This is a genomic window from Nitritalea sp., from assembly GCF_054166705.1.
The window spans coordinates 486,627-510,197 of sequence record NZ_JBSZCV010000015.1; the positions used below are offsets into that span (position 1 = coordinate 486,627).

Sequence of the window (23,571 nt, forward strand, 5' to 3'; positions counted from 1 at the left end):
GATAAAAATCAGTGTCTTCCTATAGCTTCCACCTATATCTTCCGAGTAACTACCCAAGGATATTTGTAAACAAAAAGAAAGCGTGCAGTACATGTACTACACGCTTTAAGTGCGCCCGGAAGGATTCGAACCCTCAACCGTCGGAGCCGAAATCCGATATTCTATCCAGTTGAACTACAGGCGCAGCAAAAGGCAATTCTTTCCGAATTGCCCTGCAAAATTACGCCTTAATTTGAATTAGGCAATAGCTGTTTTTACTTTTTCTGCTGCTTCTTTCAGTGTAATCGCAGAGAAAACTTTCAGTCCAGACTCATCGATGATGCGAGCACCTTCTTCCGCATTCGTGCCCTGAAGACGAACGATGATCGGCACGCGAATGTCACCAATTGATTTATAGGCTTCTACCACACCGTTTGCGATTCTATCGCAGCGTACAATGCCTCCGAATACATTAATCAAGATCGCTTTCACATTTGGATCCTGTAGAATAATTCTGAACCCTGCTTCTACCGTAGTCGCATTCGCACCTCCCCCCACATCGAGGAAATTAGCCGGCTCACCACCCGAAAGCTTGATCATATCCATCGTCGCCATAGCTAAGCCAGCGCCGTTTACCATACAACCTACATTTCCATCGAGTTTCACGTAGTTCAAGCCAGACTTGCCGGCTTCTACTTCTAATGGATCCTCTTCTGCTAAATCACGTAGCTCGGCTAACTTCGGTTGTCTGTATAGTGCATTGTCATCCAAGTTTACCTTGGCATCTACGGCTAAAATCTTGTCGTCAGAAGTCTTTAACACAGGGTTAATTTCGAACTGAGAAGAATCTGTCGCTTCGTATGCACGGTACAGTGCGCTGATAAACTTCACCATCTCTTTAAAAGCATTTCCGCTCAGGCCAAGCTTGAAAGCTACCTTGCGTGCCTGGAAACCTTGTAAACCTACTTTAGGATCGATCCACTCCTTAATGATTTTCTCCGGAGTCTTTTCGGCTACCTCTTCGATGTCCATACCTCCTTCAGTAGAAGCCATGATAACATTACAGCCTTTCGCACGATCAAGCAAAATAGATAAATAGTATTCCTTCGGCTCGGAGTCACCCGGGTAGTAAACATCTTCAGCGATGAGGATTTTACTTACTTTTTTACCCTCAGGTCCTGTCTGATGCGTTACCAGTGTGCCTCCTAAGATGTTTTTCGCCTTTTCTGCTACATCTTCCAGCTTCTTAGCTAATACGACACCGTTAGATCCTGTCTCCTGAATCTGACCCTTACCACGGCCTCCAGCATGAATCTGCGCCTTCAATACGTACCAGGAAGTACCCGTAGCCGCATTCAACTGTTTCGCAGCCTCTAAGGCGGCCTCCGGAGTTTCAGCCACGATGCCCTCTTGAATGCGGACGCCGTAACCCTTTAATACTTCTTTTGCTTGATATTCGTGTATGTTCATCCTAGTAAAAATTTTTGCTCGAAGATAAGTCAGTCCCCTTGAAATTTCAAGGTTTAGTTTCGTCTTTTTACTAAATATGTCCGATTTTTGACCGTTCTTTCAGTGAATTAAACGTATTTTTAAAAAAAGTTTAGAGGCATGTTGCAGGCGATCGGTGTCGAAAAATTCTATGGTGACTTACATGTGCTTAAGGGTGTGGATGTTAGCATCCAAAAAGGCGAGGTGGTCTCCATCGTAGGAGCTTCGGGAGCAGGGAAATCTACCCTGCTGCATTTGTTAGGGACGCTCGATCAGCCTGATAAGGGCAGCGTACGTCTGCTGGATCAGGAATTACACGCTTTAAAAGGGGATGCGCTGGCCGCCTTCCGTAACCGACATATTGGCTTTATTTTTCAGTTTCATAATTTACTTCCTGAGTTTACTGCCGAGGAAAACATGCTGCTACCCGGCATGATCGCTGGAAAAAAGCCAGCTGAACTGGCTAAAAAAGCGCGTGAACTAGCCAGCATCCTCGGCGTAGAAAAGCGGTTAGACCATAAGCCCGCCGCCCTCAGCGGTGGGGAGCAGCAGCGCATCGCGGTAGCACGCGCACTGATAAACGATCCTGCCATCATCTTCGCAGATGAGCCGAGTGGTAATCTGGACTCGGTCTCTGCAGATGCCTTGCATCAACTTTTCTTCACCCTTCGTGATGCCTTTCGGCAAACTTTTGTCATCGTGACCCATAACCCCGAGCTAGCCCTGATGGCAGACCGCACCCTGACCATGCAGGACGGCAGGCTGCTCAGCGATGTCTCGAATATCCCTCACCAAGGCTCTGGCCTAAGCTAAGCCCCTATACCCATGCCCGCAAAAAGTGTCCAACACATGCTTCTGGCAGGTTTTCTGTTTGCCTGTATGAATGTGTCTGTGAAACTCATCCCCCATATTCCAGCCATTGAAATTATTCTTTTTCGCTCCGTACTTAGCTTCGGCATCACCTTTTTCTGGCTTAAAAAGCAAAGAGTCCCTGTTCTTGGCACCCGACGTCGGCTGCTGCTCTTACGTGGTTTGGCCGGCTCTGTAGGCCTAATTTTCTTTTTCTACAGCTTGCAGCGTATCCCTTTGGCGTCCGCCGTAACCATTAACTACATCGCTCCGATTCTCACCAGTGTGCTCGGGATCTGGGTGGTGAAGGAGCGGCTATCCCCTAAGCAGTTTTTCTTTTTTGGCCTCTCCTTTGCCGGGGTGCTCCTCATCCAAGGTTTCGACCCCAGGATCTCTCCGCTGGATTTGGCCATCGGCCTGATCGCCACCATCGGCATGGCAGTGGCGTATAATGTTATTCGCCTGATAAAAGGAAGTGAACACCCGCTGGTCATTATGTTTTACTTCCCCCTGGTGACCATCCCGATCGCAGGCCTGCTCAGCTATTTCTTTTGGGTGCCGCCCACCGGCTGGGACTGGGCAGTCCTTTTGGCCATCGGCCTGCTGACGCAGTTCGCACAGTATTTTATGACCCTAGCCTATCAGCACGGGAACTTATCCAAGATTTCGAGTTTAACCTATATCAGTATCGTGTACGCCCTGGGCTTTGGCTTCCTGGTTTTCGGGGAGACCTATAACCTCGTCACCTATGTGGGGATGGGGATGGTGCTCCTAGGCGTGCTCCTGACGGTAAAAAAATGAAGATAACCCAAGACCTCTACCAGGGCTCACTGTCCCTGCTCACCGACTATTACCAGCTTAGCATGGCCTATGCCTACTGGCAGGCAGGAAAGGCGGAGCGTGAAGCTGTTTTTACCCTGTACTTTCGTAAAAACCCTTTCCAAGGGGGCTTTACCGTGGCAGCGGGCCTGGATTATGTCCTCGATTTCTGCGCAAACTTTCGCTTTGACGCCGGGGACCTGGCCTATCTGGCGGCGCAGCGCAAAGCAGACGGTACGCCCACATTTGAAAGCGGATTTATCCAGTACCTGGAAGCGCTTTCCTTTTCCTGTACCATCGAAGCGGTGGAGGAGGGGACGGTGGTCTTTCCTTACATGCCGCTAGTGCGGGTGCGTGGGCCACTGGTGCAGTGTCAACTTCTCGAAACGCCCTTACTGAATATCCTTAATTTCCAAACGCTCATCGCAACAAAGGCGGCGCGTATCAAGCACGCCGCGAAAGGGGATAAAGTACTGGAATTCGGCCTGCGCAGGGCACAGGGCATCGATGGAGCGCTCGCCGCCAGTCGCGCAGCCTACATCGGCGGTTGTGATGCCACTAGTAACGTGATGGCAGGCAAGCTTTTCGGTATTCCTGTGAGCGGCACGCATGCCCACAGCTGGATCATGTCCTTCGATTCGGAACTGGAGGCTTTCCGCGCGTATGCGGCTTCTTTTCCCGATACCTGCACCTTTCTGGTGGATACCTACGATACGGAGCAAGGGGTGCGCAATGCGATCACCGTGGGACGGGAGCTACGGGAAAGGGGCTATGAAATGCAAGGGGTCCGCATCGATTCAGGAGATCTAGCTTACTATAGCCAGCTAGCCCGGCGCTTGCTGGATGAAGCAGGGTTTCCAAATGCCGTGGTAGTGGCCTCTAATGACCTGGACGAACAAATTATCACCTCGCTTAAACTACAAGAAGCAGCTATTCAGGTGTGGGGAGTGGGTACCAAACTAGTGACGGCTTACGATCAGCCGGCCTTAGGTGCTGTCTACAAGCTTTCGGCGATCCGAGACATGCACGGGAACTGGGTGCCGAAGGTGAAGCTGTCCCAGCAAAGCATGAAAATCAATATCCCCGGTTTACATGGCATTCTGCGCTTCTTTCAAGAGGGGAAAGCTGTGGCGGACATGCTTATCGAAGAAAAAAACCTTCCGCTCCAAAGCGATACCTATACCATCATCGACCCGCTGGATCCTACCCGACGAAAAAAGTTAAAGCGGGAGGGGCTAAAGGTGATACAACTACTGGTACCCGTATTTGAAGCGGGGAAACTGGTCTATCAGCGCCCAACTATCCACTCCATTCGTGCACGTACGCAGCAGCAACTAGCGGCCTTCGATCGCTCGCATAAGCGCTTGATCAATCCCCACCTGTATCCGCTCGGGCTGGAACGGGATCTGTATCAGCTGCGGAATGAGTTGGTGCTTCGCGCCAAAGGGGAGGAACTTTAGTTAAGGCTTTTCCAATTGTCTATGCGCTGCTAATCGCTTTTTTAAAGAAGATTTTGCATGCAGGAACTTTCTACTTTGCCGGTAGATGGCGAAAAGCTAAGGCGAAATGAAGCTTGCTTCCTGTTTTCTTGAGGCGATAAAAGCGGTAGCTCGTGTATAGCCCATGCCGAAGATCAACAAATGGCTAGGGCTAGTGTCTAGCAATTAAAATAAGCTTCAGAACTTAAATGAAGAAAAGTTATGAATAGCCGTTGTGAACAAAAGAAAAACAGTATAAAATATGGAAGCTAAAGGAAAACATGCCCTTCTGATCATTGATGCTCAGCTGGATTTTATGCCAGGTGGAGCGTTAGCCGTACAGGAGGGAGATCAAATTGTGCCGTTTATCAACGCGCTGCAGCAGGACTTTCAGACTGTCATCGCTACACAGGACTGGCACCCTGAAAATCATGGAAGTTTCGCAGCGAATCATTCGGGCCGACAGCCTGGAGAGGTAATCACACTGAAGGGCTTGCAGCAGGTGCTTTGGCCAGTGCACTGTGTGCAGGGGAGCGTTGGCGCAGATTTTCATCCTGAGCTTGACCGTAGCCGCTGGATGCGCATCTTTCAAAAGGGGCAAAACCCCGACGTGGACAGTTACAGTGGTTTTTTTGATAATAATCAAGTCGTAGATACGGGGCTTCACAGCTATTTACAATCCATAGGCGTCACCACACTTACATGTGTTGGCCTGGCAGCGGATTACTGTGTTAAATTTACAGTGCTGGATGCGCTCCGTCTCGGGTATCAGGTGCAACTGCCCATTGCGGGCACACGTGCGGTCAATTTACATGCTGGAGATTTCCAGCAGGCGCTAGCGGAAATGAAGCAGGCTGGCGCGGATGTGCAGGGCTGAGCGCGGCTGGGCCTATGACCGACGATAGATAGGGCTGAAGGTAAAAAGGTTAGGCCTGTTCATTTCGTTCATTTCTTTGAGGCGCGAAGCAGCACCTTTTGCCCCGGGGGGCAAAAAAAGACGCCTTTTCCACGGGTGAGAAGGCGCTTTACTAACCATTAACCTTATTTATTTAACCTTTCGAAATTTCGATGTTGATCGTTTTTCCTTTAATCGTGTTTTGCTTCATGACTTTGATCACATGAGCAGCGTCCTTAGAAGGCACATCCACGAACGAGAAATTATCAAAAATATCAATGCCTCCGATGCTGCGTCCAGGAACACCTGTTTCGCCAGCGATGGCACCTACGATATCATTTGGACGGATACGGTCTTTTTTACCTAAGCTGATAAAGAGACGCGCCATGTTAGCATCACGGGCGACACCTGAGCGTGCGGGCTTATCGCCGCGACGTGCAGCGGGGCCACTTTTTCCGAAGCGATCACGGCCACGGCCACCATCACGGTCACCGCCTCTTTCGAAGCGATCACGCTTGCCACGCTCTCTTCCACCACCTAAATCTAGCTCGAAATTTTGCTCTTTGGTATCTTTCATGACATCTCCGAACTGAAGCTTCATTAGACCCAGAGCCACTTGTTCGATTGTTAAGCCTTCAGCCAACAATTTGCCGATGGTCTCTTCGAATAATTGGTTGTCTTCTTCTTTAGAGATGGCTCGATAGACATCTTTCGCAACTTGCTCCTTTTTGAGCTCCAAGAGCTCTGCCACACTCGGTGGGTTTTGTTTCTCAATGCCTGTTTTGATAAAACGCTCCAGGTCGCGAAGACGGTAGCTGTCTTTTCTGCCTGTTACGAAGCTAATCGCTGCTCCAGACTTACCTGCACGACCCGTTCTACCGATTCTGTGCACATAGTTTTCTTCGTCCAGCGGTAGGTCATAATTGAAAACAGCCTCTACATCGTCTACATCGATACCACGCGCTGCCACGTCGGTAGCTACGAGAACGCTGCAGGTTCCCTTACGGAATTTAGCCATTACCTTACTGCGCTGTCCTTGGGAAAGGTCTCCGTGCAGGGCTTCCGCCATGATTCCTTTTGCAATTAAAGCTTCCGTTACTTCATCTGCCGCACGCTTGGTGTTACAGAAAACGACGCTCAACTTATAGTTGGACAGGTCCATTAAGCGAGCCATAAGTTCTACACGTAGGGAAGGCTTTACTTCGTAATAAACCTGAGAAATATTTTCTACTGTAAGTTCTTTGCGAAGCACCTTAACGATTTGAGGATCACGCTGGTACTTTCGTGTTAGTTCTAAGATAGGTTTTGGCATAGTAGCCGAGAAGAAAACCGTCTGACGCTCTTCCGGTGTTTCACTTAGAATCGCTTCGATGTCATCGCGGAAGCCCATATCGAGCATTTCATCCGCTTCATCGAGAACGACCATCCGCACTTCTTGTAACTTTAAGGTGCCTCGGCTCATGTGGTCCATGATACGACCCGGAGTTCCCACTACGATCTGCACACCACGCTTTAAGCTGCGGATCTGCCTGTCGATAGACTCACCTCCGTAAATACAGGTCGAGTGTATGCCACGCTTAAATTTAGCTAATTTAACGATTTCACCTTCAACCTGTACCGCTAATTCCCGAGTAGGACATAAAATTAATGCCTGCGGTGCGTTTACGTTAGGGTCTACTAAGTCGATAATCGGAATAGCGAAGGAGGCCGTTTTACCCGTTCCTGTTTGCGCCTGGCCGATAACATCTTCTCCGTTTAGTAAGAAAGGGATAGATTGTGCTTGAATAGCTGAGGGATGGACATAGCCCATCGCTTCTACTGCCTTTAGTATCTCTTCAGACACACCAAGGTCAGTGAATAAAATTGTATTTTCCATGAATTTTCCTTTCTTTTCTTGCCATGTACTCCTTAACCCTAGTGTTTGACGACAGAACCGAAAGGAAATCACAGCGTGAAAAGTCTTATGATTTAATTATGATGCAAAAGTAAGGAGAAAAAATGGCTTATCCAAATCTTCTGTAAAAATATATTTTATTTGAGGCTTTTTGTTCGGTTAAATTCAAAAGGAACTTTTGAAAACAGGGATTAATCCTTTGAATCTCTTGCGACGAAGTTTTTTTCGGGGTTGCATACCAGCGCTCATACTTCCTTCAAACAATTGCCCCCCGAAGAGGTGTTTAGACTTTATGTATCGTGTGTATCTTTTTTTCTGTATCTATATGTCAGTAGCTCGTGTTTCTGCTCAGCAGCCATTGCTTTTTGATTTCGGTGCTGAAAAATCTTTTGGCGAATGGTCCATTATCAACGACGGTGTGATGGGCGGACGTTCTCAGTCCAAGGTCCAGCTATCGGCGGATGCTTTGCTGTTCGAGGGTGACGTGTCGCTGCGCAATAACGGTGGCTTCGTATCTATTCGCAGTGCTACTGCCCTTTACGACCTGTCTGGCTTTTCCATGCTAGAGATCCGCTTTCAAGCGCAGACCGACCGTACTTTTGATCTGCTTTTAGAGCCAGAAACCGCTTGGTACTTACCTAAAGTGCGTACCCAGTTTTCCGCTGAGGGAGAAGTGGGGGAGTGGCGTACCGTTCGGGTGCCCCTGCGGGATTTTGAAATTACGCGTATGGGAAATGCAGTGCGCCAAGGCATCGATCCTGCAGTGCTTGGCTCGGTACGAAGAATCGGTATTATGCTATTCGACAAGCAGGAAGGCCCTTTTGCACTGGCCGTCGACTATATTAAGTTTTATTAAACGAAAAAAAGGTAGGAAAACACTAGGCTTCCTACCTGTATCGTATCCTATAAACAGCATCAGCTGTATTTAGGCTGCAAACTTTTGACCAAGGCAATGTATTTTTCGCTCGCCTCTTCCTGGGGCATGCCTTTTAACTTTTCCCAAGCATTATGTTTGGCTGCCGCCACAAAGTTGAACCCACTCGGCGCATCTTCTGAATTGTCCCCCACAGTTGCTTGTTTGTATAAGCTGTATAGCTGAAGGAGTTCCTCATTACTGGGCTTTTCTGTGAAGGTTTTGGTAGCAGCCATCGCCTGCTCTAACGTTTCGATGCTCATAGTAAACTTGTTTTATAAATACTAGTTTCCAAATATACATGATTTTCAGAAAGGAGATGCCATTACATATCGGGAAAATAGGGAAAAAGAAAAGCCTCACACGTAATGTATAAGGCTTTTCCATACGAATGAAAGGGTAACTGCGCTACTAGAATTAACGCTTGTTCATCGTTACATAGTCACGCTCAGTAGCTCCTACATAGACCTGTCTTGGTCGGCCGATAGGCTCGCCATTTTCTCTCATTTCTTTCCACTGGGCGATCCATCCGGGTAGACGACCGAGTGCAAACATCACGGTAAACATATCTGTAGGAATGCCTAAAGCTCTGTAGATGATACCCGAGTAGAAGTCTACGTTTGGATATAACTTACGATCGACAAAATACTGATCATTAAGTGCTGCATACTCGAGCTCTTTCGCGATATCTAAGATAGGATCGTTCGTGCCTAGTTTGCTCAACACATCATCGGCAGCTTTCTTGATGATTTTCGCTCTTGGATCGAAGTTCTTGTAGACGCGATGTCCGAAGCCCATGAGGCGGAAAGGATCATCTTTGTCTTTCGCTTTGTCTAAGAATTTCTTCGTGTCACCGCCGTCTGCTTTGATTTGATCGAGCATTTCAATCACGGATTGATTCGCTCCACCATGGAGAGGACCCCAAAGGGCATTAATGCCCGCAGAAATAGACGCGTAGATACTTGCCTGAGAGGAGCCTACCACACGAACAGTAGAAGTAGAGCAGTTTTGCTCGTGATCTGCATGTAGAATAAGGAGCTGGTCTAAGGCTTTGGCCACGACTGGATCCACTTCATAGCGCTCAGCAGGTAGCGCGAACATCATTTTTAAGAAGTTGGAACAGTAGTCCAAGCTATTATCTGGATAGTTAACCGGATGTCCTACCTCATTTTTATAGGCCCAAGCTGCAAATGTAGGCATTTTCGCCAGTAAGCGGATAATGCTTAAATTGACCGATTCTTTATCTCTGTTTGGATTTAAAGATTCCGGATAGAAAGCAGACAAAGAACAGATTAAAGAAGAAAGTACGCCCATCGGGTGTGCATTGGATGGAAATCCATCTAAAATCTTCTTGATGTCTTCATGAACAAGTGTGTGATGGGTGATGTCCTTAGAAAACTTAGCATACTCCTCCTGCGTGGGAAGCTCTCCGTAAATAAGGAGATAGGCCACCTCTAGGAAGGTAGACTTCTCTGCTAAATCTTCGATGCGGTAGCCTCTGTACCGTAAAATACCCTTCTCTCCGTCCAAAAATGTGATGGCACTTTTCGTAGATCCCGTATTCTTAAACCCTGGGTCTAAGGTGATTAAGCCAGAAGCGCCACGCAGTTTCGCAATGTCGATTGCTTTTTCGTTTTCTGTTCCCTCGGTTACCGGGAGTTCAAATTCTTTACCTCCGTAAGATAACTTAGCTATTTCGGACATAAGGTTTATTTTTAATGAATTGATTAATGATTCAAAAGATATAACTGTGTTTCGCGGCTTTAAGTTACGCAAAACGAATGGATTTTATGCTATGTTTCTTGTCGCTGTTTTTAGTGTAGGTACAAGGATTCATGCCGTTCTTTCGCATACATTGACCGCTTATCTTTATAAATTCTGTGAAAAATGATAAGGAGAAACTATTCCGTCCAGTAAAGGATACGGCGACCTGCTATTTCTTTCGTCATCGATTTCGAGATACGTATAGCTATTTAGCAAAAAAAAAGACCCTCCGAGGAGGGTCCTTTTTTACTTACAGAAATGATTGAATACTTCGACTAAATGGTCGCCGATCATCTTCGCATTTCGACCTTCGATATGATGTCTCTCGATAAAATGTACTAGCTCTCCATCCTTAAATAAGGCCATGGCTGGAGAAGAAGGAGGATACGGTAAGCAAGCCTCACGAAGGGTCTTGACCGCATCGACATCATTACCTGCAAAAACCGTGGCTAACACATCCGGTTTTACATCACTCTGCTCCACCGCGTAGCGAACGCCTGGACGTGCTGCACCCGCGGCACAGCCGCAAACGGAGTTAACCACGAAAAGTGTCGTTCCCTTATGTGCTGCTAGGTGACTGCTTACTGCCTCACCTGTCTTAAATTCCTGAAAGCCCGCGTCAGCCAGTTCGGCACGCATCGGGGCGATTAAATCCTCTGGATACATCGTATTGGTTTATTTTAAAGGTTCATAGAAAGCCTAGCTCTAGCTTGGCCGCCTCAGACATCATATCTTGACTATAAGGCGGGTCAAACGTAAGCTCTAACTCCACATTATTGATTCCGGGTACTTGTTGAATTTTATCTTTAATCTCCGAAGGAATAAATTCCGCAGACGGACAGTTAGGGCTCGTCAAGGTCATCAGTACATACACATTATTCACCGGATAGACCGTAATCTCATAAATCAATCCCAGCTCGTACACATCTACCGGAATCTCCGGATCATAGACCTGCTTGATGGCTTGTACCACCTTTTCCTTCAGCTTGTCTTTCGCTATTTCCGCTACGTCACTCATCTCTTTGGTCTTTTTTATGCATTTATTTGGGTTTGGTAGGCCAGCGCATAGCGCTTCATCTGTTTGATCATAGCTGCTAAGCCATTCGATCGCTGCGAGCCGATGATGCTACCCATCCCGATTTTATCTAAGAAATAAAGCTCCTCCGCTAAGATATCCTGCGGACGCTGACCCGAATACACACGGATTAAGAGACTGATCAAGCCCTTCGTAATGTCTGTATTACTGTCAGCCAGAAAGTGCACTCGATCGTCTTGTAAATGAGCCGTCAACCATACTTTCGACTGGCAGCCTTTAATGATATGCTCTTCGGTCTTCTCCGATTCCGGCATCAGAGGTAGCTGCCCGCCCAGTTCCATAATGTAGAAAATCGTGGACTCTTTATCGTCTCCCAGAATTTCGAATTCCCCGATTATTTCGTCCTGCACACTGCTTAATTTACTCATTTGTTTTTCAATTTTGCAATTCTCCGAACTGCGGCCGTGAAGCGCTCCACTTCTTCTTCGGTATTGTAAACGGCAAAAGAGGCCCGAACAGTTCCTTCCAGCCCGTAATGTGCCATCAGTGGCTGTGTGCAGTGATGTCCCGTCCGTACAGCGATTCCACCTGCGTCAAGCATTTGTCCCACATCGAAGGGGTGCATGTGCTGAATGTTAAAAGAAAAGACACTCACCTTTTGCGCAGCAGTGCCTAGCGGCAAAATCCCTTTTACGTCTGCTAACTCGGCCACAACCTGCTGGAGTAGGGCATCTTCATGGGCCTTAATGGCGGCTTTTCCGTGCTGCTCGATAAAGCTTAAGGCTTCGCTAAAAGCGATGACATCGGCAATATTCGGTGTGCCCGCCTCAAACTTAAAGGGGATATCATTAAAGGTCGTCTGTTCGAAACTCACCTCCCGAATCATCTCACCACCTCCCTGATAAGGAGGCATCTCTTCTAAAAGCGCCGCTTTTCCATATAGAAACCCTAATCCTGTAGGACCATATAACTTGTGTGCTGAAAAGACGAAGAAGTCACAGTCCAGTGCCTGCACGTCGACCTGGAGGTGGGAGGCACTCTGCGCGCCATCTACCAAAACATAGGCGCCCTGTTTCCGGGCCAGCGCGATGAGGTATTCAGCAGGATTTATAGTGCCCAGCGCATTACTAGCGTGTACAAAAGCGAGCAGCTTGGTCTTTGGTCCGATGAGGGCCGCCGCCGCTGCCTGATCTAAGGTGCCGTCCGCCAGCACAGGAATCACACGTAAAACAGCCCCCTTTCGCTGGCACAATAGCTGCCAGGGCACGATGTTCGCATGGTGTTCCATAGCCGTGATGACGATCTCATCTCCCGGCTCCACAAAGCGCTCCCCGAAGGAAGCGGCCACCAAGTTGATGCTCTCGGTGGTGCCCTTCGTGAAGATAATTTCGCGATCCTCAGCGGCTCCGATAAACTGCGCTACACGCTTTCGGGTCTGCTCGAAATGCCCTGTGGCCCGATCTGCTAGGGCATGTGCGCCGCGGTGGATATTCGCATTATCCCGCTTGTAATACTGGTCTAAAGCCTGTAAAACAGCGAGGGGTTTCTGTGTCGTGGCGGCATTATCCAAGTACACCAAAGGCTTTCCATGCACCTCCTGGTGTAAAACCGGAAACTCCGCTCGGATAGCTGTAAGATCTAGTTTTTGCATAGTTTAGCTTTTCGCCAGAAGTCTTTCCTCGAGTAACTCGATTAAATGGTCCCTAAAAGACGCCACTGGGATGCGCTCCAGCACCTCGCCCGCGAAGGCATAGAGGAGTAACGCACGCGCGGAAACCTTATCGATACCTCTGGCTTGTAAATAAAATAAAGCCTCCTCATCTAACTGCCCAATGGTACAGCCATGCGAACACTTGACATCGTCAGCCCAGATTTCGAGCTGCGGCTTCGTGTTCACCGTGGCCTCATCAGATAGCAGAATGTTGTTGTTCTGCTGGAAGGCATTGGTCTTTTGGGCGTCCTGCCGGACAAAAATCTTTCCGTTAAAGACTGCCCGAGCTTGGTCGGCTACGATGCCCTTATACAACTCATTCGAGTCGGCATGTGCCTTCATATGGTCCACATTCGTGTGGTTATCCACGTGGCTTTTGCCCGTCAGGGCGTATAGGCCAAACATATTACCCGTGCAGCCGCTCTCTTTTAGGTTTAAGAACAGGTTATTTCGCAGCATGCCCCCTTGGAGGGAAATGCAGGAATGGGTAAAGACGGCATCTCTGTGGATGTCGGCAGCAAAATTATTTACAGCGATAGTGTCCTCATTTTCGATCTGCAGGCGGTTATAGCTTCCCTGTGCGCCAGCCTCTGCGCGTACCTCCGTTACCATGTTGACAAACGTAGCCTGCTCATCTAAATGCACGCTTTGCTCCACAAAATGGGCTTCCGCATGCTTTTCCAGCTGGATTAAAATACGGCTCGGAATGGAGGCGCCCTTATTCAGCTGGTGAAAATGAAGCAGGAGAATCGGTTTCTCCACTTGGGTATTCGCTGCCACATGGATGCGGAGTGCTTTCACAAATTGCGCTGTGTTCAGGCAAATAAAGGGATCGGCTTCCAACTTGACAATGCTCCCAAAGAGTGGATCGTCTTCTTGTACCTCACTTACCTCGATGGAAGAAGCGATGCGGGAATGTTTCGGGTCGAAGGTGCCATTATTAAAGACTAGAATGTCTCCTTCATGCTGGGGATAGCGAAATCGGTCCACAAAAGCCGCTGTTAAGTTGAGCGCTTCTGCACGCTCTGGATGCTGCAAGCCTTGCAAACGCTTGGTAATCGCCGTAAATTTATATTCTTCGTCCTTGGCCTTCGGCAGTCCCTGCTCGAGTAACCGTGCTTGGGCTGCAGTTCGTAGTGCTACGAAGCCGGCCGGAAGTGTTTCCTCCGTGAGCAGGTTCAAGGTTTTTTCCTTTGCTAATGTCGTCATGGTGTGCTTACGTCTTTATCCTCTAAATGCTTATGCAGTAGCGGCATCTGCTTCCGCTTTTATCCAATCGTATCCCTTTTCTTCCAACTCTAACGCGAGTTCTTTGGTGCCTGATTTGACGATTTTACCATTGTAGAGAACGTGCACGAAATCCGGTACGATGTAGTCCAGAAGACGCTGGTAGTGGGTCACGACGATAGTGGCATTATTCGGGCTTTTTAATTGATTCACACCGTGTGATACGATGCGGAGGGCATCGATATCCAATCCGCTATCGGTCTCATCCAAAACGGCGAGGGTAGGCTCCAGCATGGCCATTTGGAAAATTTCATTACGCTTTTTCTCACCACCTGAGAAACCCTCATTTAAAGAACGGCTGAGTAACTTCTGATCGATTTCTACCAGCTTCATTTTCTCTTTCATTAACGTAAGGAATTTCACGGCATCTAATGGCTCCTGACCCCGGTACTCGCGCACTTGGTTGACTGCTGTTCGTAAAAAATTAGTGGTACTCACACCGGGAATCTCCACGGGATATTGGAAAGCTAAAAAGACCCCTTCCCGGGCACGATCCTCTGGGGATAGCTCTAACAAGTCTTTGCCCTGAAACAGGATTTCTCCGGCGGTTACTTCATACTCCTCTCTACCTGCTAAAACAGAGGCAAGCGTAGACTTACCCGAGCCATTTGGCCCCATGATGGCATGGACTTCGCCTGCTTTTACTTCTAAATTAATTCCTTTTAGGATCGGGCTTCCCTCGATTTCAGCGTGTAAATTTTTTATAGATAATAACATGATGGTTTCAGAATATAAATTGAATATATGAACTAAATGGATAAAAGTTTGAGCAGGAGGGAAACACACAGTGGTCTCCACTCTATACAATGCGCTTTACCCGACAGAGCCTTCCAGCGTAAGTGCCAAGAGTTTCTGAGCCTCCACGGCGAACTCCATAGGAAGCTGGTTGAGCACCTCTTTAGCGTAACCATTCACGATAAGGGCTACGGCATCTTCTGTAGCGATGCCGCGCTGGTTACAGTAGAAGAGTTGATCTTCACCGATTTTAGAAGTGGTGGCCTCATGCTCTACTTGAGCGCTTTTATTTTGGATATCGATGTAGGGGAAGGTATGTGCTCCGCAAAGGCTCCCCATGAGTAAGGAGTCACATTGAGAGAAATTACGTGCATTATCTGCACGCTTCATCACCTGCACCTGTCCACGATACGAATTTTGGGAATGACCCGCAGAAATACCTTTCGACACGATGCGGGATTTGGTGTTCTTCCCGATATGGATCATCTTCGTACCCGTATCTGCCTGCTGGTAGTTGTTGGTCACCGCTACCGAATAAAATTCACCGATGCTGTGATCGCCCTTTAAGATACAAGAAGGGTATTTCCAGGTCACCGCAGAGCCTGTCTCTACCTGCGTCCAAGAAATTTTACTGTAATCGCCTGCACAAATTCCACGCTTCGTTACGAAGTTGTAAATACCGCCTTTGCCTTCTTTGTCGCCCGGGAACCAGTTCTGTACGGTCGAATATTTTACCTCTGCTTTCGCACCCGCATAGATTTCTACTACGGCGGCGTGCAACTGATTTTCATCTCGCTGTGGAGCCGTGCAGCCTTCTAAATAAGAAACATAACTTTCGTCTTCGGCTACGATAAGGGTCCGCTCGAACTGCCCCGTATTGGCTGCATTGATTCGAAAATAAGTAGAAAGCTCCATCGGACAGCGTACCCCTTTCGGAATGTAACAGAAAGAGCCATCAGAAAACACAGCTGAATTCAGCGCAGCATAGTAGTTGTCCGTCATCGGAACCACACTGCCCAAATATTTTTTCACGAGCTCAGGGTGTTCTTGGACCGCTTCAGAGAAGGAACAGAAGATGATGCCTTTTTCTTTTAGGGTTTCCTTAAAAGTAGTTCCTACCGAGACAGAATCTAGTACTGCATCTACTGCGATTCCTTGCAGTCGTTTTTGTTCATTTAAAGAGATGCCTAAGCGTTTATAAATGTCTAATAATTCAGGATCCACCTCATCGAGCGATTTTGGCTTCGTTTTCTGTTTAGGTGCAGAATAATAGATGAGCGCGTTAAAATCTACCTTCGGATAGCGCACATTCGCCCACGCTGGCTCTTCCATGGCTAGCCAGGTTTTATATGCTTTTAGGCGCCACTCTAGTAACCAAGTAGGCTCCTCTTTTTTAGCTGAAATCCAGCGAATGATATCCTCGTTAAGACCAGCAGGAGCCTCGTCTGCTTCGTAATTTACAGACCAGCCATGCTCGTAATCTTTTCCCGTGAATTCTTCTAATATTTGGTTATCCTTGCTCATGAGGTGAGTTATTTAGACTAATTACAGTTTGTGATGCAAAAGTAGAACATTAATCCAAAAAATAATGTTCACAGTAGGTTTATTTTTTGATAAAAAGGGGGTTAAAAATAAGGTAAGTAATTGTAAAACAAGAGAATAAAAAAGAAAAAGCCGCCTACTGTGCGTAAGCGGCCTACAGAAGAAATGATAGGTTTTCTTCTTAAATTTCAGTAAAAAATTTATTTAGATTTAATCTAAATAGTTACTTTATCGGTTTGTCGAAAAACTGGATGGGGCGGTTAATGCTTTCTTCCAGCACGATAAGGGTTTCGGTGCGGTCGATGCCATCTACCTTTTGGATATTATCCAGCACCGTGCGTAGGTGATTGGTGTCCTTACAAATGATTTTCGCAAAGATGCTGTAATTACCTGTCGTGTAATAGGCATTAATGACTTCGGAAATTTCTTTCAGCTTTTCGATCACTGCATCATACAGGGAGCTTTTCTCGAGGTAAATGCCTAAGAAAGCGGAGATGTCGTAGCCGAGTTTCGAGAAGTCGATGTTTAGGGTGGCGCTTTTTACGATCCCCATATCTTCTAGCTTGCGCATTCTTACGTGAACAGTACCTGAGGAGACGAACACTTTCTTGGCTATCTCGGTGTACGGGGTCTTCGCATCATCATTTAGGAGGGAGATGATCTTCAGGTCTACATTGTCAATATCTAAATTTTTCTCCATTATTTTAAGGGGTTATTAGACGACCGTTAATGAATCGGACTGTAAATTATGAAATAGATAAAATAATGCAAAACTTTTTTTTCAATTTGTAAATCTAGATTTTTATCATTTATTTTGAATTTCAGATAGAGAGAGAATTTTAATTTTGCCTCGCATTTGTAATGTTTTACTATATTCTGATTCGGGCGTATTTCTCGGCATTCTGCAAGTATTTAATTATGCGAAACTTTTAATCTCTAAAGTTATATTTGGGTTTATATTCTGAAAAGAGTCTTGTCGCTGGCAAGACTTTTTTGTTTTTCGGCCCTTTTTCTGGCAGACTATTATATTAACGGTAAAGGAGGTGCCTCCGTGACCCTTTATTTTTGATGTAAAGTGATGTTTAGCTTATGAAACTATCTATTTCCCTGCTGGCAGCAGGCATGTTGGGCCTCGGAAGTTCCGCCTGGGCACAAGAGTGGACATTGGCGCCAGCCCAAGTCTTTCCTGAGCACACCGCTGAGGATGCTTTTTATACGGTAGACGGCAAGCGCCACGGCCGTTCGTATTTTAAAAAGTTTCGCTTTCCGGAGGTGGAGTACAGCCCTGGTGAGCGCCTCACCTTCGATCGTTATCATACCCCCGATGTGATGTACCACTGGTACCGGGAGTGGGAAAAGCAGTATCCCGACCTGGTTTCGGTCTATGAGGTGGCCAAATCCTATGAGGGGCGGCCCATCCTGCAGATGACGCTAACCAATAAAAAGACGGGCAAGCATACCGATAAGCCGGCGGCTTTTTTCGAAGGTGGGCGCCACGGAGGTGAGGTCACGGCCAGCGAAACGGTGTTATGGATGACCCAGTACCTGCTTGAAAATTACGGCAAAGACCCCGAGATCACGCACCTGATCGATACCAAAGCCATTTATTTACGTCCACAGAATAATCCAGATGGCACGAACCTCTACTTGTTTACCGAGCAGCGCAATCGCAGCACGGTTCGCCCTTTCGATACGGATGGTGACGGGCTCTTCGATGAGGATCCCGAGGAGGATTTAAACGGCGATGGTATCATCCATATGATGCGTAAGAAAGCGGTGACGGAGGCCGAAAAAAAGGAGGCCAATTACATTTTAGATCCCCGTGATCCTTCTGGGCGCCTGATGCAGCGCGTGCTGGCGGGGAAGGGTGACTGGCTCATGTACACCGAAGGCATCGATAATGATGGCGATGGCAAGTATAACGAAGACGGAATCGGCGGCTTAGACTTGCACCGTAACTATCCCGAAAACTGGCGCCCCATGCCGGGGGTGGAGCAAACGGGTAGGGGCTATACGCAGTGGGGAGCCGGAGATTACCCGCTAAGTGAGATCGAAACCCGCGCTACAGTGCTTTGGCTCCTGAGCCATCCGAATATCTCGGTCGTCAACTCTCTGGATACTCGGGTCCCCATGCACCTGCGTCCGCCGAGCACCTCGAAAAGTGAGGAGAGCATGTTCGAAAAGGATCGCCTGCTCTACGAGAAGTACGATGCGCTGGGCATGGAAATCACCGGCTATCCCTGGGCGGGGGATGTATATGAGACGTATGCTACGCGCTATAAGGTGAACCGTATAACAGGAGACCCCCTGAAGCCCAATCCGCTCTTCGGGCATGGGCCGGATTTCGGCTATTTTTACTACGGTGCCATCTGGTATGGAGATGAGCTGTGGAATAATGGCGCCATGAAGGACTATGATGGCGATGGGGTGCTGGACGATTACGATGCCCTCCGCTGGGACGATGAGGAAAATGGTGGAAATGGCTTTAAGGACTGGGAGAAGTTCCTGCATCCCCAGCTTGGTGAGGTGGAGATCGGGGGATTTCATCCCAAATTTTTCGCTCAGAATGGGCCTCCTTGGCAGCTGGAGGGTTGGCTAGAACGGCAGTCTCTGTTTAATTTGGCCCTGGCCAAAGACCTGCCGCTACTCCGCCTCGAGGACGTGAGCATCCATGAGGTGGACACCGACACCTATGAGGTCGAGGTGGCCTGGATAAACGAAGGCAAGTTGCCTACCGCTCTGGAGCAGGCAAAGCTGGTCAAAATTGTGCAAGAGGATCGGGTACAGCTGCGCTTCGACTCAGAGCTGACGAAGGGCTATGAAGCGGCTCAGGTGCAGGTACTTTCTCCAGAGGTGCTAGATAAAACCATTTATGCTGGCTACACCGATGCTGGTGAGCGTAAGTCGGTCCGTTTCCGCGTACGCCTGCAGGGGATTTCCGGGGCGGAGGCTACGGTTCGCCTCCTGTCTACTCGTGGCGGCCAAATGGAACAAAAAATTAAAATCGGCCGCTAGTTGGGATATTCCTTAAAGAAAGCGCTAAAAACGGGAGGGTACTTATGTAAGTATTCTCCCGTTTGCATAAAAGCATGAAAGCTTTCTGCCCGAGGCTGGCTTATTTGTATTAAAATAGAACTGAATATGAAAAAAAATTATTACGTATGGCTGTTTTGTGCCCTGATTCTCAGCGGATCCGAGGCATGGGCACAGCAGAAGCGTTCCCTGACGCATGATGACTATGATGGCTGGGAATCAGTCGGGGGCAGTACGCTCACCAAGGATGGCCGCTGGATGGGCTACCAGATTAGCCCGCAGGAGGGTGATGGTCGCCTAGAGATCGTCGCTTCGGGCGATCTGCAAAAGCGCTACACAATACCGCGGGTGAAAAACTGGTCTTTTTCCGCGGCAGGGAGCTTTGCCGTAGGCAAAATAGAGGCCGAAAAGGATAGCATTCGTATGCTGAAGCTGCGTAAGAAAAAGGAGATGCCAAAAGATAGCTTGTTTATCCTCAACCTAGCCACGGGTAATGCGGAGAAGCTTCCGCTGGTAAAATCCTTCAGCATGCCAGAAGAAAAGGCAGAGTGGCTGGCCATTTTGTTCGAAAAAGAGCCGGCGAAAACAGATCCTGCCGATAGTACGAAAAAGCTAAAGACTCCGAAGACGGACGGTACGCGCTTGGAATTGCGCGACCTGAAATCAGGTACGAAAAAGGAATTTGAGCGGGTACTTTCCTATGGTTTTACGAAGGAGGGGGATCAGTTTTATTATGTACAGGATAAGGCGGACACCCTTAAAAACACAGGCCTCTACCTGGTAGACCTGAAGTCTGGGGCGGAAAAGGCCATCGATACGGAGAAAACGGGCTATTTCGGTGTCAATTTCTCAGAGGAAGGTAGCTTTTTAACCTATTTGACGACTCTGGATTCGGCGAAGGCCAAAAAACCGTATTACAGCCTTTACTTGTACGAGGTGAAAAAGGGGCAGCTCAACAAGGTGGCCGATGAAAAGTCGCCAGGCCTAATGGCTTCAGGGCGCCTGGATAAGGCCTCCGCACCTTATTTCAGCAAGGATGAGAAACGCCTACACTTCGGTGTGCTGGAGGATTACAAGTCTTTCGCGTATGAGGACGATACCACGATTTTGGATGAAGACCGTGTCAAATTGGATATTTGGGGCTGGCAGGATGCGGAAATCCAGCCGATGCAACTACGCAATGCCAGGAGAGAAGCGAACAAAACCTTTTTAGCGGGCTACAACATCAAGGACAAACGCCTCTATCAAATCGGGGAAGGAGAGCTCAATACGGTGATGGCTTCCCGTAATGCGTCGCATCCCTTTGGCATCGCCACAGATGATAGCCCCTACCGCAGAAGCTACAGCTGGGACATTCAGATCGGACGTGATGTGTACTTGGTCAACTTGGAGACTGGAGCGAAGACGCTGATTGGGAAAAATATGTCTGGCGTACCACAACTTTCTCCTACGGGGAACTTTGCGGCATGGTATGACAGCCGTGATAGTGCTTGGTATGGGTATGAAGTTAAGACCGGTACCATTCGTGCCTTGACGAAGAACGTAGATGTCGCTTTTTATAATGAACTACATGATTCCCCCTCGCTGCCGGGTAGTTATGGCAGCGGTGGCTGGGCAGAGAAAGATGGCGGCTTTATCGTGTACGACAAGTACGATATGTGGCTGCTAGACCCAAGTGGTCGCCAGGCTCCGGTGAATATCACGAAAGGAGAAGGACGTCAGAAGATGCTTACTTTCCGACGTTTGTCGATCGAAAAAGAGGAAGAAGGCTTCTCCATGAAGACGCCGATGTATCTGTCTGCTTTTCATGAGACCAAGAAGGATAATGGTTTCTACCGTTTAGAGGCGGCCAAACAGGCAAGTCCTCAGGAAATTATCATGAGCCCACACCGTTATGTAGGTTTTGCGAAGGCAGAGGAGGCTGAAGTATATATCGTGCGACGTTCCACCTATCAGGAATACCCGAATATTTACCTCACCGATGCGAATTTAGGGCGTATGGACCGGGTGACAGATGCCAATCCATGGCAGTCGGGTATCAAGTGGGGTTCTGTAGAGCTGGTCGATTATGTGGCTAACGATGGTTCACCACTTCAGGGGCTGCTATTTAAGCCAGAGAACTTCGATGCGAATAAAAAGTATCCGATGATGGTGTATTTTTATGAGCGAAATAGTGATGGCTTGCATAGCTACCGCTCGCCGGCGCCAAGTGCATCTACGGTGAATATCCCGTATTTTGTCAGCAACGATTATCTCGTTTTCGTGCCGGATATCAAGTATGAGTTAGGGCTGCCAGGGCCTTCTGCCTTTAATTGTATCATTCCAGGTGTGCAGACGGTGGCAGCGAAAGGATTTGTGGACACGGACAACATGGCCATTCAGGGCCAAAGTTGGGGTGGTTACCAGGTAGCTTATTTGATCACGCAGACCAATATGTTTAAGGCTGCGGGCTCGGGTGCTCCTGTGGTGAACATGACTTCTGCATATGGTGGAATTCGCTGGGGAACGGGCATGAGCCGCATGTTCCAGTATGAGCAGACGCAGTCGCGTATCGGCGGAACGCTTTGGGAAAAGCCCCTCTATTACCTGGAAAATAGTCCACTGTTCTATATGGATCGGGTAAATACACCTGTATTAATCATGCATAATGATGAAGATGGCGCAGTGCCATGGTACCAAGGCATCGAGATGTTTATGGCACTGAAGCGTTTAGATAAGCCGGCATGGCTGTTGCAGTATAACGGGGAAGATCATAATTTGCGCTTGCGCAAAAACCGTAAAGACCTTTCTATCCGTTTGTCTCAGTTCTTCGATCATTACTTGAAGGGCGCTCCTGCACCGCTTTGGATGACTGAAGGGCTGCCAGCAGTGGAGAAGGGCCGTACGCTCAAGTATGAGCTAGCGGAAGAAGATAGTTTATAAGATAGGTTGGAGAAATCCACTAGTACGGTCGGGGTGCAAGCTCCGACCGTTTTTTTGGCTCTCCAGCACCCTATAAAATCGAAAAAACCACCTATCATTTCAGAACAGGTGGTTTTTTTTATGGAAGAGAAATTTTCTTCACAGGAATAACTAGAAGTCAGGGGTTTATCGAGACGTGGACTTACGATTAGCGACGCCGATATAACGAATCACTTTGAACTGCAGTTGCACGAGCATATCTACAGGCAGGGACTTGTTGCCAAAATCATTTCCATCAAGTAGGTCGGAGGTGCTGGTTAGAAGGCCCAGTTCGATGGCATAATCCCACTCGAAATCAAAGTTCGTATTTACACCGATCCGGAAAGGAATGTAAGCTGCCGCCGTACTGGCATTTCTTTCTACGATCTCATTTTCCACTTGAAGCTGCTCGGTGCGCCATACATTTAAGAAGCCTACGCCGAGGCCCATGTAGACGTTCAAGCTACTCCCCACTTGTCCGGCCTTATTTGGATGGAAGTTATAGGTAGGCATGATATCACCTCCTAAGCCGAAGCCTTTGAAGTCAAAAGGGAGTCCCAAAGCCTCCCATTGGCGCGTGCGCCAAATACCAAGGCGGTCATGCCCTCCGGAGTTAATATGCTGGCCAAAGGCATTCACCCGAAAGTCCATGCGTTCGGAAAGTTGTCTGTTGTAGGTAACCCCTCCGACGATGCTAGGGGTAAAGGTAAAGGTGGAGAAATCACCCGTATTATTCCCGTACATGTAGGAGCCTCCGATGCTGTAGGCCATGTGGTTACGTGTTTTCTGTGCCTGAAGCTGCTGGGTGCTTTGAACACCGATGAGAAGCAAGGCGAAAAGTATTATTTTCTTCATGCAGATGCTGATTACGCTTTAGGCAGTAAAAGTACGAAAAAAAGTAAAAGGGGATTGCCTAAATGTTTTTTTCCACTGAAAAAATAGAGATCCAGCGAGTGGGCATCAGGCCATGGCGGGCGCCGAATGGGAAAACTGGAATTTATGGGAACGCGTGGGAATGGCGCCAAGAACATTTCAAATTTTTCCTTTCGTCCAGTACAAAAATCGGAAGCTCCTTTACTTTGGAATATGATGAATCAGCAAATTTCTATGCTATCTAACGGTGGTTTACTGCATATAAGTAGTCCGCGGGCTCAAAATTACTTTTGAGCCTGCTTAATTAAAATTTATCATGAAGTTTAAAAGTAATA

The 23,571-nt window shown here is 47.9% G+C and carries 20 protein-coding genes and 1 tRNA gene; 7 read left to right on the forward strand and 14 right to left on the reverse strand.

What is annotated here, in order from left to right; genetic code table 11:
* Positions 1-110: 110 nt before the first annotated feature.
* A tRNA-Arg gene (locus tag ACXIT9_RS12055) sits at positions 111-184 on the reverse strand.
* 53 nt (positions 185-237) lie between these two features.
* On the reverse strand, positions 238-1,449 hold the full coding sequence (sucC, locus tag ACXIT9_RS12060; protein WP_458056479.1) for an ADP-forming succinate--CoA ligase subunit beta: 1,212 nt from the start codon (positions 1,447-1,449) through the stop codon (positions 238-240).
* Between the two features lie 138 nt (positions 1,450-1,587).
* Here sucC and ACXIT9_RS12065 point away from each other — a divergent pair, with 138 nt between their 5' ends.
* From ACXIT9_RS12065 to pncA, 4 genes are all read left to right on the forward strand, one after another.
* Entirely contained in the window at positions 1,588-2,280 is a 693-nt protein-coding gene (locus ACXIT9_RS12065; RefSeq protein ID WP_458056480.1) for an ABC transporter ATP-binding protein, read from the forward strand.
* Positions 2,281-2,316: 36 nt separating this feature from the next.
* On the forward strand, positions 2,317-3,117 hold the full coding sequence (locus ACXIT9_RS12070; protein WP_458056511.1) for a DMT family transporter: 801 nt from the start codon (positions 2,317-2,319) through the stop codon (positions 3,115-3,117).
* The gene (locus ACXIT9_RS12075) at positions 3,114-4,595 is read left to right on the forward strand and encodes a nicotinate phosphoribosyltransferase (protein WP_458056481.1); all 1,482 of its coding nucleotides are present in this window, start codon (positions 3,114-3,116) and stop codon (positions 4,593-4,595) included. The genes ACXIT9_RS12070 and ACXIT9_RS12075 overlap by 4 nt, the downstream gene beginning before the upstream one ends.
* Before the next feature lie 280 nt (positions 4,596-4,875).
* The gene (pncA, locus tag ACXIT9_RS12080; protein WP_458056482.1) at positions 4,876-5,490 is read left to right on the forward strand and encodes a bifunctional nicotinamidase/pyrazinamidase; all 615 of its coding nucleotides are present in this window, start codon (positions 4,876-4,878) and stop codon (positions 5,488-5,490) included.
* A 172-nt stretch (positions 5,491-5,662) separates the two neighbouring features.
* Here pncA and ACXIT9_RS12085 read toward each other — a convergent pair whose 3' ends face one another.
* A complete protein-coding gene (locus ACXIT9_RS12085) occupies positions 5,663-7,384 on the reverse strand; it encodes a DEAD/DEAH box helicase (RefSeq protein WP_458056483.1) in 1,722 nt (573 codons plus the stop codon).
* 343 nt (positions 7,385-7,727) lie between these two features.
* Here ACXIT9_RS12085 and ACXIT9_RS12090 point away from each other — a divergent pair, with 343 nt between their 5' ends.
* Positions 7,728-8,258 carry a CIA30 family protein gene (locus ACXIT9_RS12090; protein WP_458056484.1) on the forward strand — a complete coding sequence of 177 codons (531 nt, stop codon included), beginning with the start codon at positions 7,728-7,730 and terminating at the stop codon, positions 8,256-8,258.
* 59 nt (positions 8,259-8,317) lie between these two features.
* On the opposite strand, the gene ACXIT9_RS12095 is transcribed toward ACXIT9_RS12090, so the two are convergent.
* From ACXIT9_RS12095 to ACXIT9_RS12140, 10 genes are all read right to left on the reverse strand, one after another.
* Positions 8,318-8,578, reverse strand: coding sequence for an acyl-CoA-binding protein (locus ACXIT9_RS12095; RefSeq protein ID WP_458056485.1), 261 nt, complete (start codon positions 8,576-8,578; stop codon positions 8,318-8,320).
* 154 nt (positions 8,579-8,732) lie between these two features.
* Positions 8,733-10,019, reverse strand: a complete 1,287-nt coding sequence (locus tag ACXIT9_RS12100) for a citrate synthase (RefSeq protein ID WP_458056486.1) — start codon at positions 10,017-10,019, stop codon at positions 8,733-8,735.
* A gap of 306 nt (positions 10,020-10,325) precedes the next feature.
* A complete protein-coding gene (locus tag ACXIT9_RS12105) occupies positions 10,326-10,745 on the reverse strand; it encodes a BrxA/BrxB family bacilliredoxin (RefSeq protein WP_458056487.1) in 420 nt (139 codons plus the stop codon).
* Between the two features lie 22 nt (positions 10,746-10,767).
* Positions 10,768-11,097, reverse strand: coding sequence for a DUF59 domain-containing protein (locus ACXIT9_RS12110; RefSeq protein WP_009054728.1), 330 nt, complete (start codon positions 11,095-11,097; stop codon positions 10,768-10,770).
* 14 nt (positions 11,098-11,111) lie between these two features.
* Positions 11,112-11,543, reverse strand: coding sequence for a SufE family protein (locus tag ACXIT9_RS12115; RefSeq protein ID WP_458056488.1), 432 nt, complete (start codon positions 11,541-11,543; stop codon positions 11,112-11,114).
* Positions 11,540-12,766 carry an aminotransferase class V-fold PLP-dependent enzyme gene (locus tag ACXIT9_RS12120; protein WP_458056489.1) on the reverse strand — a complete coding sequence of 409 codons (1,227 nt, stop codon included), beginning with the start codon at positions 12,764-12,766 and terminating at the stop codon, positions 11,540-11,542. The genes ACXIT9_RS12115 and ACXIT9_RS12120 overlap by 4 nt, the downstream gene beginning before the upstream one ends.
* Positions 12,767-12,769: 3 nt before the next feature.
* Positions 12,770-14,035: a Fe-S cluster assembly protein SufD gene (sufD, locus tag ACXIT9_RS12125; RefSeq protein WP_458056490.1), complete on the reverse strand. Its 1,266-nt coding sequence runs from the start codon at positions 14,033-14,035 to the stop codon at positions 12,770-12,772.
* Positions 14,036-14,065: 30 nt separating this feature from the next.
* Complete coding sequence (gene sufC, locus ACXIT9_RS12130; RefSeq protein WP_458056491.1) at positions 14,066-14,830, reverse strand: Fe-S cluster assembly ATPase SufC; 765 nt, start codon at positions 14,828-14,830, stop codon at positions 14,066-14,068.
* 96 nt (positions 14,831-14,926) lie between these two features.
* On the reverse strand, positions 14,927-16,372 hold the full coding sequence (gene sufB, locus ACXIT9_RS12135) for a Fe-S cluster assembly protein SufB (RefSeq protein WP_458056492.1): 1,446 nt from the start codon (positions 16,370-16,372) through the stop codon (positions 14,927-14,929).
* Between the two features lie 241 nt (positions 16,373-16,613).
* The gene (locus tag ACXIT9_RS12140) at positions 16,614-17,090 is read right to left on the reverse strand and encodes an Lrp/AsnC ligand binding domain-containing protein (protein ID WP_009054717.1); all 477 of its coding nucleotides are present in this window, start codon (positions 17,088-17,090) and stop codon (positions 16,614-16,616) included.
* A 389-nt stretch (positions 17,091-17,479) separates the two neighbouring features.
* Here ACXIT9_RS12140 and ACXIT9_RS12145 point away from each other — a divergent pair, with 389 nt between their 5' ends.
* Positions 17,480-19,405 carry a M14 family metallopeptidase gene (locus tag ACXIT9_RS12145; protein ID WP_458056493.1) on the forward strand — a complete coding sequence of 642 codons (1,926 nt, stop codon included), beginning with the start codon at positions 17,480-17,482 and terminating at the stop codon, positions 19,403-19,405.
* A gap of 126 nt (positions 19,406-19,531) precedes the next feature.
* Positions 19,532-22,345 (forward strand): prolyl oligopeptidase family serine peptidase, encoded by a 2,814-nt coding sequence (locus tag ACXIT9_RS12150; protein WP_458056494.1) that lies wholly within the window; start codon positions 19,532-19,534, stop codon positions 22,343-22,345.
* 165 nt (positions 22,346-22,510) lie between these two features.
* Here ACXIT9_RS12150 and ACXIT9_RS12155 read toward each other — a convergent pair whose 3' ends face one another.
* Complete coding sequence (locus ACXIT9_RS12155; RefSeq protein ID WP_458056495.1) at positions 22,511-23,218, reverse strand: hypothetical protein; 708 nt, start codon at positions 23,216-23,218, stop codon at positions 22,511-22,513.
* Positions 23,219-23,571: the final 353 nt, after the last annotated feature.

Excerpts from the sequence above, each read along its gene's own strand:
- sucC (WP_458056479.1), bottom strand. The coding sequence starts at position 1,449 with ATGAACATACACGAATATCAAGCAAAAGAAGTATTAAAGGGTTACGGC.
- ACXIT9_RS12065 (WP_458056480.1), top strand. The coding sequence starts at position 1,588 with ATGTTGCAGGCGATCGGTGTCGAAAAATTCTATGGTGACTTACATGTG.
- ACXIT9_RS12070 (WP_458056511.1), top strand. The coding sequence starts at position 2,317 with ATGCTTCTGGCAGGTTTTCTGTTTGCCTGTATGAATGTGTCTGTGAAA.
- ACXIT9_RS12075 (WP_458056481.1), top strand. The coding sequence starts at position 3,114 with ATGAAGATAACCCAAGACCTCTACCAGGGCTCACTGTCCCTGCTCACC.
- pncA (WP_458056482.1), top strand. The coding sequence starts at position 4,876 with ATGGAAGCTAAAGGAAAACATGCCCTTCTGATCATTGATGCTCAGCTG.
- ACXIT9_RS12085 (WP_458056483.1), bottom strand. The coding sequence starts at position 7,384 with ATGGAAAATACAATTTTATTCACTGACCTTGGTGTGTCTGAAGAGATA.
- ACXIT9_RS12090 (WP_458056484.1), top strand. The coding sequence starts at position 7,728 with ATGTCAGTAGCTCGTGTTTCTGCTCAGCAGCCATTGCTTTTTGATTTC.
- ACXIT9_RS12095 (WP_458056485.1), bottom strand. The coding sequence starts at position 8,578 with ATGAGCATCGAAACGTTAGAGCAGGCGATGGCTGCTACCAAAACCTTC.
- ACXIT9_RS12100 (WP_458056486.1), bottom strand. The coding sequence starts at position 10,019 with ATGTCCGAAATAGCTAAGTTATCTTACGGAGGTAAAGAATTTGAACTC.
- ACXIT9_RS12105 (WP_458056487.1), bottom strand. The coding sequence starts at position 10,745 with ATGTATCCAGAGGATTTAATCGCCCCGATGCGTGCCGAACTGGCTGAC.
- ACXIT9_RS12110 (WP_009054728.1), bottom strand. The coding sequence starts at position 11,097 with ATGAGTGACGTAGCGGAAATAGCGAAAGACAAGCTGAAGGAAAAGGTG.
- ACXIT9_RS12115 (WP_458056488.1), bottom strand. The coding sequence starts at position 11,543 with ATGAGTAAATTAAGCAGTGTGCAGGACGAAATAATCGGGGAATTCGAA.
- ACXIT9_RS12120 (WP_458056489.1), bottom strand. The coding sequence starts at position 12,766 with ATGCAAAAACTAGATCTTACAGCTATCCGAGCGGAGTTTCCGGTTTTA.
- sufD (WP_458056490.1), bottom strand. The coding sequence starts at position 14,035 with ATGACGACATTAGCAAAGGAAAAAACCTTGAACCTGCTCACGGAGGAA.
- sufC (WP_458056491.1), bottom strand. The coding sequence starts at position 14,830 with ATGTTATTATCTATAAAAAATTTACACGCTGAAATCGAGGGAAGCCCG.
- sufB (WP_458056492.1), bottom strand. The coding sequence starts at position 16,372 with ATGAGCAAGGATAACCAAATATTAGAAGAATTCACGGGAAAAGATTAC.
- ACXIT9_RS12140 (WP_009054717.1), bottom strand. The coding sequence starts at position 17,090 with ATGGAGAAAAATTTAGATATTGACAATGTAGACCTGAAGATCATCTCC.
- ACXIT9_RS12145 (WP_458056493.1), top strand. The coding sequence starts at position 17,480 with ATGAAACTATCTATTTCCCTGCTGGCAGCAGGCATGTTGGGCCTCGGA.
- ACXIT9_RS12150 (WP_458056494.1), top strand. The coding sequence starts at position 19,532 with ATGAAAAAAAATTATTACGTATGGCTGTTTTGTGCCCTGATTCTCAGC.
- ACXIT9_RS12155 (WP_458056495.1), bottom strand. The coding sequence starts at position 23,218 with ATGAAGAAAATAATACTTTTCGCCTTGCTTCTCATCGGTGTTCAAAGC.